The sequence below is a fragment of the Amycolatopsis sp. NPDC004079 genome (assembly GCF_040610415.1).
Classification (GTDB): domain Bacteria; phylum Actinomycetota; class Actinomycetes; order Mycobacteriales; family Pseudonocardiaceae; genus Amycolatopsis; species Amycolatopsis halotolerans.
In genome coordinates this window covers 119,139-131,086 of the sequence record NZ_JBEXMH010000017.1, presented here as the reverse complement: position 1 = coordinate 131,086, position 11,948 = coordinate 119,139, and the positions used below count along the sequence as shown (strand labels likewise).

The window sequence follows — 11,948 nt, the reverse complement described above, 5'->3', positions numbered from 1 at the left end:
TCTCGGGAGTGACTGCGCCCCGGGTGACCGATCTCAGCGACTTCGAACGCCGGTTGGTCGAGTCGGCCCGGGAAGGCGAACTGCTCGGCGCCGACCAGATCGACGTCGCCGACCTGGCCGAAACCGAAAGCCCGGACCACCTCGTGCGCGCGGAGGTGCTGCGGGACGTGCTGCTCGGCAGGCACGGCGACCTCGACCCGCGTGGCATCATGCTGGCCCGCGCCCGCATCACCGGCGAACTGAACCTCGACGGCGCCACCGCGACCGCCGGACTGATGCTGCTCGCCTGCGTCTTCGACCAGCCGCTGCTCGCGCGCCAGGCGACGTTGCCGCACTTGTACCTGATCGGCGGGCGCACGCCGGGCCTGCACGCGTCCCGGGTGCGGATCGCGGGCGACCTGCACCTGTCCGACGGTGTGCGGATCACCGGCACCAACTCGGACGGTGCGATCCGGCTGATCGGCGCGCGCATCGGCGGCAGCCTGCTGTGCCGGGACGCGGAGATCTCCAATCCGGGCGGGCTCGCGCTGGAGGCGAGTTCGGCGGAGCTGGGCAGCGGCCTGTACCTGCACCAGGGAACGCGCATCACCGGCTCGTCGGCCGACGGCGCGATCCACCTCAATGCCGCGTGCATCGGCGGTCCGCTGGAGTGTCAAAGCACCAAGGTCTCCAACGACCTCGGACCGGCCATCGAGGCGGACAACCTGACGGTCGGCCGCAGCATGCTGATCCGGGACTCGGAGCTGAGCGGTAACGGCGAAATCGGCGCGGTGCGGTTGCAGGGCGCGCAGATCGGCGGGCAGCTCGAGTTCTCCGCGACGACGCGCGTCACGTCGCCGGAGGGGAGGTTGCTCGGGCTCTCTGACGCGAAGGCCACGACGGTGTTCATGCCGGGCGACCTCGTCTGTCCCGACGGCAGCACCGGTGCCGATTGCGCCCATTCCGAACTGGCGTGGCTGGACGGATTCACTTACGCGGCAATCGATCCGTCGTTCGGATGGCGGCGGTGGCTGCACTTGCTTCGCTGCCACACCGAGTACTACGACGCTACCGGTTACCAGAAGCTGGCGGCGGTCGAACGGACCGCGGGCCACGACGGCAACGCGCGCACCATCCTGATCGCCCAGCAAGACGACCTGCGCCGCCGTTCACCGGACGCTCTCGGCGGGCGGATGTCGCGGCTGTTCCACTGGATCTGGGGCGCGCTGGCCGGATACGGCTACCGCGCGCGGCGCACCGCGGCGGCGTTGTTGCTCGCGCTCGTCGCGGCCGGAGTGCTCGGTTTGTGGTCTGGGACAACGGAAACCCGGCCCGGGCACTACGCCGCGGAACGAGTCGCGAGCGGTGCCGCGTGCTCGCCGATCGAGTTGATCGGCTTGGGGCTCGACCGTGGTCTGCCGATCGCGCCGACGGGTCTGCGGAGCCGATGCGACCTCGACACGGCGAGCGTTTCCGGCCAGGTTTTCACGGCCGCGATCTGGGGCGTGCAGGTCGCGGTGTGGGGTCTGGCGACGCTGGCGCTGGCCGGGTACACGAACCTCGTCCGCAAAACCGGCTGACTTCCCGCGCTGCTCACAGCAGATCTGCCGTCGGCAGCGAAAGCAGCGGCGGCCGGGGCCGCGACGGCACAGTCGAGGCATGACCAACGAATCGACTCCGCCGATGTTCGACCAGCGGCTCCGGGAACGGTTCCTGAGCCAGCGGGTCCTCGTACTGGACGGCGTGCTCGACGACGACAACGGGACGGTCCTCGCGACCCAGATGCTCTCCCTCGCCGGCGAAGACCCGGTCAAGGACATCGCGTTGTGGATCCACTCGCCCGGCGGTTCGGTCCCGTCGATGCTCGCGATCCGCGACGTGATGCGGCTGGTGCCGTGCGACGTCTCGACGCTCGCGCTCGGGCTGGCCTGCAGCGCCGGGCAGTTCCTGCTGTCCGCGGGCACTCCCGGGAAGCGATTCGCCCTGCCGCACGCGCGAATCCTGATGCACCAGGGTTCGTCGGGGATCGGCGGCTCGGCCGTGGAGGTCGAGGTGCAGGCCGACGACCTGCGCTACACCCGCGACACCGTGCTGGGCCTCACCGCGCAGGACACCGGCCAGCCGTTCGACCGCATTTTCGCCGACTCCCTGCACGACCGGTGGTACACCGCCGCCGAGGCGCGGGACTACGGCTTCATCGACCAGATCGTCGACCGCCTGGAGCAGGTCGTGCCGGTGCGCACGCACGCGATGGGCCTGGGGGTACGCGCATGAGCACCTACACCATTCCGAACGTCGTGACCCGCAGTCCCGGCGGCGAGCGGATCATGGACGTCTACTCGCACCTGCTGTCCGAACGGATCGTGTACCTGGGCACGGCGATCGACTCGGGCGTCGCGAACGCGTTGATCGCGCAGCTGCTGTTCCTGGAGTCGGACAACCCGGAACAGGAAATCAACCTGTACATCAACTCCGAGGGCGGCGACCCGGCCGCGATGCTCGCGCTGTACGACACGATGCGCTTCATCAAGGCCCCGGTGGCGACGACCTGCGTCGGGCAGGCGGTCGCGACGGGCGCGGTGTTGCTGGCCGCCGGTGCGGAAGGGCGGCGATCGGTGCTGCCGCACGCGCGGGTGGTGCTGCATCAGCCCGCCGCGCAGGGACGCGGGACGATCCCGGACTTGATCCTGCAGGCGGACGAGGTGGTCCGGGTCCGGACGCAGCTGGAGGAGATCACGTCCCGGCACACCGGCCACGACGTGGCGGAATTGCGGCACGACACCGACCGGGACCGGGTGTTCGACGCGGCCGGCGCGGTGGAGTACGGGCTGGCGGACCAGGTGATCGCCGCTCGTCCGTGAGGCGGGGCTCGCAGGCCGGTCTGGGGTTCCGGCCTGCGTTGCGTGAGGGGAACCCTGAGGGACTCAGAGTCCCTCAGGGTTCCCCTCACGGACGCCCGACCCCGCCCAGGTCCTTCGACCTGGGCAAACCGCACCCGCATCGCCGCCTTAAGTCCCTGGCATCGGAACCTGATTCCCTCAAGGGGCCCCGCACGGACTTGAACCGGCCATTTCGGCGGCGGCGGACCGTGGTTCAGGCGGCCATCAGCACGGGTCCGGCCGGACGGCGCGCCGGGCGCGGTCCCACCACGCTGATCCGCCGGATGTCCCCGGCGATCCCGTTCAGCAGACCGGCCAGGTTCACCCCGAGCGCACCCGTCACCGCGGCGATCATCTCGCTCGACGGTTCCTTCCGGCCGCGCTCGATCTCGGACAGGTACTGCGGCGAGATCCCGGCCCGCTCGGCGACGTCGACGAGCCGCTCGCCCTGTGTCTCCCGTTCGGCGCGGAGACTGCGGCCGAGCACCTCGCGCCACAGCGGTTCGGCCTCGTCGTCCCGGACGGGGGCGCGGCGCTGGTGGAAAGGAAGGATGTCCGCCATAGGCCCAGCCTGGCATCCGCCGGGGCCGGATGGACAGCCGTTCCGCTCAGGGCAGAACGGCCTTCATCCGACGAGCTGGTTGCTGAGCATGATCATGCCGAGGATCAGCGCGATCGCCGACACCGCGATGCCCACCGCCGACAACGGCTTCGCGGTGCGTCGTCCGATGACGCCGACGAGTCCGCAGGCCAGCCCGGCCAACCCGAAGGGGAGCGCGAGGTACGCCCGGATGCCGGACAGGTCGATCGGCAGCAGCGGGAGCACGCAGCCGAGAAGGCCCAGCACCAGCGCCGCGACGCCCAGCCAGACACCATTCGCCGGAGCGGGCGCGGCCCACGGCTGGGCGTGCGGGTAGGGGCTCGGATAGTGCTGGGCGTTCGGCTGCCCGGCCCATTGCCGCGGCTGTCCGGCCCACTGCACCGGTTGCGGCGCGGGTCCCGGCATCGGAGCGGGCTCTCCCGGCGGCATCTGCTGCGGAGCGGGTCCGGACTCCGGGCCATCGGTCATGGGAAAGCTCCTCACCGCGCGGAAGAAACGTCGTCACACCTTAGATCGCCGGCGCGAGAAGCCCAATCCGCTGCCCTCGGGTCGATAGGGTGCCCGAGAGGCAGCAACCGGCGACCGAAGAGGTGACGCATGGACCGGCGCGAACTGATCGACCAGGCTCTCCGCGGCGTCGAGGCGTGGGAACGCAAATGGGGTCCCTACACCCCGTCCCCGGCGAGCCGGCCAGACGTCGACTTCCCCGCGCTGCTGGAGGACTACGCCGCCCGCATGGACGCGTCCTTCCCCTTCTTCCACCCCCGCTACGCAGGCCAGATGCTGAAACCGCCGCATCCGGTCGCGGTCGCCGCCTACCTCGCCGCGATGGTGGTCAACCCGAACAACCACGCGCTCGACGCCTCGCAGGCGACCTCGCCGATGGAGGTCGAGGTCATCGCGGACCTGGCGCGGATGTTCGGGTTCGCGCAGCCGTCGCTCGGGCATCTCACCTCCAGCGGGACGATCGCGAACCTCGAAGCCCTTTGGGTCGCCCGCGAACTGGCCCCGGGCAAGGCGGTCGTCCATTCGCAGGACGCGCACTACACGCACGGCCGCATGTGCCAGGTGCTCGGCGTCGAATCCCGCGCGGTGCGGGCACTTCCCGACGGGCGCGTTGATCTGTCAGCGGTCGAAGCCGAAGTCCGCGGCGGCGGGGTCGGGACCGTCGTGTTGACCCCAGGAACTACCGGGCTCGGGGCGGTCGATGACATCCAGCAGGCTCTTGCGCTGAAGGAACGTTACGGCGTCCGCCTGCATGTCGACGGCGCGTACGGCGGGTTCTATACCTTGCTGGACGAATATGAGGCCTACCGTGCGATCGGCTCGTGCGATTCCGTCGTGGTCGACCCGCACAAGCACGGGCTCCAGCCGTACGGATGCGGCGCGGTGTTGTTCGCCGACCCGGCGGTCGGCCGGTTCTACAAACACGATTCTCCCTATACCTACTTCACTTCCGACGAGTTGCACCTCGGAGAGATCTCACTGGAATGCTCCCGCGCCGGTGCCGCTGCAGGCGCACTTTGGCTTACCTTGCAAGCATTTCCGCTGGAACGCGACCGCGGCCTCGGAAAGCTGCTGGCCGCCTGCCGCCGGGCGGCGAACGATTTCGCCGCCCGCATCAAGGAATCCGACCGGTTCGCTTTGCACCTCGAGCCCACTTTGGACATTGTCACCTACTGGCCTCGCCGCGCCCGGATGAGCGAGATCACCGAATCCGCCAACACTATCCTCCAGAACGGTATGGCCGACACGGAAAACCCGCTGTATCTGTCCACTTTGCGCGTGAACGCGGACGCTTTCGCCGCGCTGCACCCGGAGATCGAACGCGACGCCGAGACGGTGACGATCCTCCGCTCGGTGTTGATGAAGCCGGAGCACGAGGCCTGGATCCCGCAGCTCAAGCAAGCGCTCGACCGGTTGGCGGAGTGAGTCCCGGACAGCGGGACTGACCCGCTCAATCCGGACGGACCGCCGGTTACATCGGTGCGCATGGCTGAGGAACCGCGCACCGCAGAGCGGTCGAAAGGGTATTACGTGCTGATCGTCGTGGCGATCGCACTCCTGACCGAGAACGCCAACTTCGAGTTCACCCTCGTCGGGGTGGGCCTGCCCGACATCGCCGCCGCCTTCGGCACCGGCCAGGTGGCGCTGGTGATGACCGTCGTCTTCGTCGCGTCGCTCGTGTTCCTCCCGATCGCCGGGAAACTCGCCGACGCGCACGGCAAGAAGAAAGTCCTCCTGGCCGCGGCCGTCATGTTCGGCGCCGGGTCGCTGATCTGCGCGCTGGCGCCGGTGTACTGGCTGTTCCTCACCGGACGCGTGCTCCAGTCCGCGTTCGTCGTCGCGTACGTCGCCGGTTACGGCCTCATCCGCGACCTCTTCCCGCCGCGATGGGTGCCGCTCGGCGTCGGCGCGCTCGGTGTCGGTACCGGCGTCGCCGCGTTCGGCGGTCCGCTGCTCGGCGGGTATTTGGTCGACGCCTACGGGTTCCGCAGCGCCTTCTGGTTCACGCTCGGCTACGACGTCGTCGTCTCGACGCTCGTACTGCTTGTCGTTCCCGAAACCCGTGTACGGATCAAACGGCGCATCGACGTCGCCGGCGGGTTGCTGCTCGGGGCAGGGATGGCGGTGCTGGTGCTCGGGTTGGTCGAAAAGCATTACCTCGGTTACGCCGTGGCACTTTCGGTGGTATTGCTGGTGCTCTTCGTGATTGTCGAGCGTCGCCGTGCCGAGCCCTTGATCGATCTGACGCTGGTATCTCAACCCAAGGTGTGGCTGACACTGCTCACCTCGGGAACCGCCATTTTCGTCACCACCGCCAACAGTTCCGTGCTCATCCCGCAGTTGCTTCGTACTCCGCACGTCCCCGGGGTCGCGGAGCGCGGTCTTGGTATGACTGCTTTGGAATACGGCGTGAGCTACGGTCTTCCGTTCGGACTCGTCGGCGCGGCCGCGGGTTACGCCGCCGGGTGGGTGTGCCGGAGATTCGCGCCGAGAACTGCTTTGCTCACCTCGATTATCGGCACGCTCGGGGGAGTGGTGCTGATCCTTTTCGGACAGTTGAGCGGACCGGTCCTGATCGTGGTGATCGCCGCGCTCATGGGCATCGGACTCGGATTTCTCTACGCTGGGGCCAACAATCTCGTCATCGAAGCGGTGCCCGCCGAAGCGCAAGGTGTCACGACGTCGTTGCTGTACACCGCACTCGGCGTGATGAACACGCTCGGTACGGCCATCGTCGGCTCGATTACCGCCGCGAATCAGGTCCAGATCAGTTCCGGTAAGTCGATCACCAGCGACACCGGCTACCAGGCGGCGTACTTCGTGCTGCTCGGCGTCAGCGTACTCGCGCTTTTGCTGACTTTCGTGATGCGGCACGGTCGTACTCCGGCCACCGGTGGGACGGCAACCGCGTAAGATCACTGCGGTGACGGACGGCCGGAATACTTGCGCAGACTGGAAATTCGCGGTGAGCACACTGGGGATGCCTGGCATTCCCGTACGTGAGTCGGCCGCGATCGCCGCCGCGCACGGTTGTGCCGGGCTGGAACTTCGGGTGCACGCGGACGAGGAAGTCCACTTAGGACTGAGCAAGGCCGCGGCCGTCCGCGAACAGATCAGCGAAGCGGGGCTGGAGATTTCCGCGCTGGCCGGCTATGTCCAGGTCTGCGCACCCGGCCCCGGCGTGGTGGATGAACTGCGCGCGCTGATCGACCTTGCCGCGCGGCTTCACGCCCCCGCGATCCGGGTCTTCCCCGGCGGCACCGGCGAGGACGGCCGTGCGGTGGAACGGATCGCCGCGGTACTGCCGGACCTCGCCGCGGCGGGAGTCCGGCTGCTCGTCGAGACCCACGATTCCCACCTGACCGCCGAATCCGTGCTGCGGCTGGTCGAACCGTTCGCCGACCCGGCACGGGTGGCGGTCCTGTGGGACGCGCTGCACCCGTGGCGGGCCGGCGAACCCCCGGCGCGGACCCGGGCACTGCTGGGGGAGTACCTCGGGTACTTCCAGCTCAAGGACGCGGCCGCCGGGCTGACGCCGGTCCCGCCGGGCGAGGGGGAAGTCCCGCTCGCGGAATGCGGACGTCTGCTGCGGCCGTGGTCCGGCTGGATTTCCCTGGAATGGGAACGCGCCTGGCATCCGGGAATCGCGCCGATCGACGTCCCGCTGCGCGCGGCGGCGGAATGGCTGGCGCGCTGGCGCGGCTGATCAGCCGACGGTCCGCGCCGCCATGTACTCCTCCAGCCCGCGCCCAGTCAGCGGATAGTAGTCCGACAACCGCCCGCCCTCGTCGAGCCGACGCCGCGCGAACGCTTCTTTGTCCTGGTGGGCAAGGGAATCCTCGGCAATAGCCAGCGCCTTCTGCTGCGGCACCACCACCGCGCCGTCCTCGTCGGCCACGATCAGATCGCCCGGTGTCACCAACGCGCCACCAGCACCGACCGGAACGTTGAACGCCGCCGGGAACAGCTCCGTCTGCGACGCGTAATGCGGCGTCACCCCGGTGCACCACACCGGCACGCCCAACGCACGGATCCTCGCGGCGTCGCGCACCCGGCCGTCCACCACGATTCCCGCACCGCCGCGCAGCTTGAAGTAGCGCACCAGCATGTCGCCGAGACAGCCGGTGAAATGGCTGCCGAACGCCGAAACGACCAGCACGTCACCCGGTTTGATCGACTCCAGCACCTGCCACAACGCCGTCTTGCGCTCGGCGTCCTCCTGCGCGGTGCCGGAGAAAACGTCCTCGCGCTGCGGCAGGAACTGCAGCGTCACCGCGCCGCCGACCACCTTGACGTCCGGCGTCCGGTGCAGCGGGACCGGGCCGTCGAGGAAGGTCCGCGTGATGCCCATCTGGTGCAGCTTCGCGCACGCCGTCGCCGCGCTCACGTCGTCCAGCGCCTCGACCATCCGCGTGGTCGGCCGGGTGAACGTCGCGGTCTGCACCGGCGCCAGCTTCGAATCGTAGGTGTCGGTTTCCCCTGCTGGGACAGCCTGCCGGCCGTTCGCGTCCATGGCGTGCCTCTCCGCGCGTCGCCGTCCGAGTGACGGTGACATTATCGTCTATCGATGGTAGATGTAACCGCCGACGGCCGAGGGCTGTCAACCTCGGAGACCCCCGAGACCCTCGAGACCCCCTGAGGTCCCGCGGAAGGGAGACCGCTGTGCCCGCATCCCCGGATTGGTTCGAGCCGGCCCGGTTCGGATTGTTCGTCCACTTCGGCCTCTACAGCCTGGCCGCGCGGCACGAATGGGTCCGCAGCCGCGAGGCCATCCCGGACGCCGAGTACGACCGCTACCTCGAACGCTTCGACCCCGACCAGTTCGACGCCCCGGCGCTGGCCAGAGCCGCCCGCGAGGCCGGGATGCGCTACGCCGTGCTGACCGCCAAGCACCACGACGGCTTCTGTCTCTTCGGCTCGAAACTGACCGGCTACCACTCAGTCCGCGTCACCGGCCGCGACCTGGTCGCCGAGTTCGCCGACGCGATGCGCGCCGAAGGAATCCGCGTCGGGCTGTACTACTCGCTGCTCGACTGGCACCACCCGGACTTCGAGATCGACCGCTACCACCCGCTGCACGCCGACGCCGCCGCGCTGGAACAGCCGCGAGACATGGCGCGCTACCGCGAATTCCTGCGCGGCCAGGTCACCGAACTGCTCACCGAGTACGGCGACATCGACCTGCTGTTCTTCGACTTCACCTACCCCGCGAAGGGCCCCGAGGACTGGGGCGCTGAGGAACTGCTGGCCCTCGTCCGCGAACTGCGTCCGGGAATCCTGGTCAACGACCGCCTTGGCATCCCCGGCGATTACGTGACGCCCGAGCAGTACCAACCGGACCGTCCGCTGGAACGCGACGGCGTGCCGGTGCGCTGGGAGGCCTGCCACACGCTCAACGGATCCTGGGGCTACGACCGCGACAATCACGAATACAAAGACCCCGCGCTGCTGGTCCGGATGCTGGTCCAATCCGTGGCGTGCGGCGGAAACCTGCTGCTCAACGTCGGTCCGACCGGCCGCGGCGCGCTCGACCCGCGTGCCCGGGAGACGCTCGCCGCCATCGCCGGGTGGATGCGGCTTCACGAGCGCTCGGTGCACGACGCCGGTCCGGCGGAGTTCACGCCGCCGTCGAACGTGCTGTACACGCAGGTCGGCGACCGGCTGTACGTACACCTGCTGTCGTGGCCGCTCAAACACCTCCATCTGCCGGGGCTGGCCGGTCGCGTCCGGTACGCGCAGCTGCTGCACGACGGTTCGGAGGTGCGGTTCCATCAGCTCGACGGGGAAAACCACGAGCACAACAACCTCGCACCGCCGAGCCAGGACGCGGGCACGCTCACCCTGACCCTGCCGATCATCGCGCCGGACGTGCTGCTCCCCGTCCTCGAGCTGTTCCTCGACGCCGATGCGTGAGCGACTGTCCGAAGTGGACCTGATCGAGCCGGACCTGCCGGACGTCACCGATCGCGCGGTCTGGGATGCGGCGGAATCCTCGACGCGGCACGACATTCTGGTCGCTGCCGCCATCGAGCTCGACCGCCCCGCGCCGCAATTGCTGGCCGGAGACTGGGCGCGCCCGCTGCGCGACGGCAACCGCAGCGCGTACGAGGCGAAGGCCCGGCAGCTGAAGGAACGCGTCACCGTGCTGGTGCTGGCCGCCGTGCTGACCGGCGAAGTCGCGCCGGCCGCCGCGCCGCCGGGGGAGTGCCCGCACCTCGACGCGGCGATCGACGGCCTGGTGGCGCTCGCCGAGGCGACCAGCTGGTGCTGGGCCCCGCACGACCGGTTCACCGCGGCCCGCGGCGACGTCCTCCCGGACCCGGACGAACCGTTCCTCGACCTCGGCGCGGCCGACGTGGTGTCCCTCTTGGCCTGGGCCGACCAGGTGCTCGGCCCGTATCTGGAGCTGCGCGCGCCGGGCCTGCGCCGACGTCTTCGCCGCGAGGCGGACCGGCGCGTGCTCGGTCCGTTCGAGCGGATCCGGGACTGGGCGTGGATCGGCGCGGACGGCACCGCGAACAACTGGAATCCCTGGATCCACGGCGCGGTTCTCGCCGCCGCGGTCTTCCTGTGCGACGACCGGCCGCGCCGGACTCGGCTGGTGCGGCTCGTCCGCGAAGGACTCAACCACTACCTCGCCGCGCTGCCCGACGACGGTGCGATCGACGAGGGCATCGCGTACTGGTGGCAGGGTCCGTGCCGGTTGCTGGAAGCGCTGGACCTGCTGTCGGAGGTCGGCGGTCCGGACGTCCGCGAGCCGTTCGCCGAGCTGCTGCGATATCCGCAGCGGATGCATCTCGGCGAGGATTGGTATGTCAACGTCGGGGATGCTTCCGCGCGGCTGCTGCTGTCTCAACCCTGGCATGTGCCGTATCAGTGGGGCCGGTTGCTCGGTAAACCCGAGACGGCGGCACACGCGGCGGCCGGTGCGCGATTGTCCGGTCGCGCCGTGCATCCGGTGACTGGGCTCGGCCGCGCGCTCGCCGCGTTGCGGGATCCGCACTGGTGCCGGGCCGCTCTCGACGACAACCCGGAGACGCCGTGGCTGGCGCGCGAATCGTGGTTTCCGCGAGTCCAGATTCTGGTGGCACGCGAGGAAACCGGCCGCGTCGACGGGCTCGCGGTGGCAGCGAAGGCCGGGCACAACGGAGAGCACCACAACCACCTCGACGTCGGCACGTACTGGGTCGCGCTCGACGGCCGTCCGATGGTCGTCGACGCCGGACGGCCGACCTACACCGCCGCGACGTTCGGCCCGGACCGGTACGCCGCGTGGCCGTTCCGCAGCGCTTGGCACAACGTCCCCGAACCCGGCGCGGAGCAGGTGCCCGGCGCTGGGTTCGGGGCCCGCGCGGTGACGGCCGATCTCAGCGAGCCGAGCCTGCGCGCCGAGATCAGCGGCGCGTACCCGGACGGTGCCGTGTCGCGGTGGCAGCGGACGGTCCGGCTGCGCCGGGCAGAAGGCGAGGTGGTGGTCGCGGACGAGTGGGACGGAGATCCGGAACCCGTTCTGCTGCACCATCTCCTGGCCGGTTCGGTCGAGTACAGCGACGGCTGGGCTGTGGTCGCCGCGGACGGCCGGACGCTGCGGCTGGCGTGGGATCCCGCGGTGGCGGTCGCGGACCTGCGCGAGCAGCCGCTCGACGATCCGCTCCTTCGGCTGAGCTGGGGAAACGCTCTCACCCGGCTCACCCTGCGGGTCACCGATCCGGCCGCGCGCCGGGTCGAGGTGCGCTGGCGACGGTGAAAATCCGGTCTTGAACAGGCGAGGGACCGGGTCTACGATCATCTATCGATAGACGATGGATAAGGATTGATCGTTTCCCGCAGCACACCGGCGTCCTGGGGTTGGCGTCGCCCGGCGCTGAGCGGCGCTGTCCCTGGCATCCCCGTGCGCCCATGTGGTTGCGAATTCCGTTGCGGCACAGGCGTTTCGCTTCCGATTCGTTATTGACCGCACCCAGGGCGCGTGGTTTCATCTC

The 11,948-nt window shown here is 69.4% G+C and carries 11 protein-coding genes; 8 read left to right on the top strand and 3 right to left on the bottom strand.

Annotated features, from left to right (window positions below; translation table 11 throughout):
- The first annotated feature begins 8 nt into the window (after positions 1-8).
- From ABZX37_RS19810 to ABZX37_RS19800, 3 genes are all read left to right on the top strand, one after another.
- The gene (locus ABZX37_RS19810) at positions 9-1,559 is read left to right on the top strand and encodes a hypothetical protein (protein ID WP_354741409.1); all 1,551 of its coding nucleotides are present in this window, start codon (positions 9-11) and stop codon (positions 1,557-1,559) included.
- A gap of 79 nt (positions 1,560-1,638) precedes the next feature.
- The gene (locus ABZX37_RS19805) at positions 1,639-2,253 is read left to right on the top strand and encodes an ATP-dependent Clp protease proteolytic subunit (protein ID WP_354741407.1); all 615 of its coding nucleotides are present in this window, start codon (positions 1,639-1,641) and stop codon (positions 2,251-2,253) included.
- Complete coding sequence (locus ABZX37_RS19800) at positions 2,250-2,840, top strand: ATP-dependent Clp protease proteolytic subunit (protein ID WP_344266854.1); 591 nt, start codon at positions 2,250-2,252, stop codon at positions 2,838-2,840. Before ABZX37_RS19805 ends, ABZX37_RS19800 begins: the two co-directional genes overlap by 4 nt.
- A 232-nt stretch (positions 2,841-3,072) precedes the next feature.
- Here ABZX37_RS19800 and ABZX37_RS19795 read toward each other — a convergent pair whose 3' ends face one another.
- On the bottom strand, positions 3,073-3,420 hold the full coding sequence (locus ABZX37_RS19795; RefSeq protein WP_354741405.1) for a helix-turn-helix transcriptional regulator: 348 nt from the start codon (positions 3,418-3,420) through the stop codon (positions 3,073-3,075).
- Between the two features lie 63 nt (positions 3,421-3,483).
- Positions 3,484-3,927: a hypothetical protein gene (locus ABZX37_RS19790; protein WP_354741403.1), complete on the bottom strand. Its 444-nt coding sequence runs from the start codon at positions 3,925-3,927 to the stop codon at positions 3,484-3,486.
- A gap of 129 nt (positions 3,928-4,056) precedes the next feature.
- Here ABZX37_RS19790 and ABZX37_RS19785 point away from each other — a divergent pair, with 129 nt between their 5' ends.
- From ABZX37_RS19785 to ABZX37_RS19775, 3 genes are read left to right on the top strand one after another with little or no spacing between them, the layout of a single operon-like run.
- Positions 4,057-5,391 carry an aminotransferase class V-fold PLP-dependent enzyme gene (locus ABZX37_RS19785; RefSeq protein WP_354741401.1) on the top strand — a complete coding sequence of 445 codons (1,335 nt, stop codon included), beginning with the start codon at positions 4,057-4,059 and terminating at the stop codon, positions 5,389-5,391.
- 60 nt (positions 5,392-5,451) lie between these two features.
- Entirely contained in the window at positions 5,452-6,879 is a 1,428-nt protein-coding gene (locus ABZX37_RS19780) for an MFS transporter (RefSeq protein WP_354741399.1), read from the top strand.
- Positions 6,880-6,931: 52 nt separating this feature from the next.
- Entirely contained in the window at positions 6,932-7,672 is a 741-nt protein-coding gene (locus ABZX37_RS19775) for a sugar phosphate isomerase/epimerase family protein (RefSeq protein WP_354741397.1), read from the top strand.
- Here the strand turns inward: ABZX37_RS19775 and ABZX37_RS19770 are convergent, their stop codons facing one another.
- Complete coding sequence (locus ABZX37_RS19770) at positions 7,673-8,479, bottom strand: ribonuclease activity regulator RraA (RefSeq protein WP_354741395.1); 807 nt, start codon at positions 8,477-8,479, stop codon at positions 7,673-7,675.
- A gap of 149 nt (positions 8,480-8,628) precedes the next feature.
- Between ABZX37_RS19770 and ABZX37_RS19765 the strand changes: the two genes are divergently transcribed.
- Positions 8,629-9,879, top strand: a complete 1,251-nt coding sequence (locus ABZX37_RS19765) for an alpha-L-fucosidase (RefSeq protein WP_354741393.1) — start codon at positions 8,629-8,631, stop codon at positions 9,877-9,879.
- On the top strand, positions 9,872-11,713 hold the full coding sequence (locus ABZX37_RS19760; protein ID WP_354741391.1) for a heparinase II/III family protein: 1,842 nt from the start codon (positions 9,872-9,874) through the stop codon (positions 11,711-11,713). Before ABZX37_RS19765 ends, ABZX37_RS19760 begins: the two co-directional genes overlap by 8 nt.
- Positions 11,714-11,948: the final 235 nt, after the last annotated feature.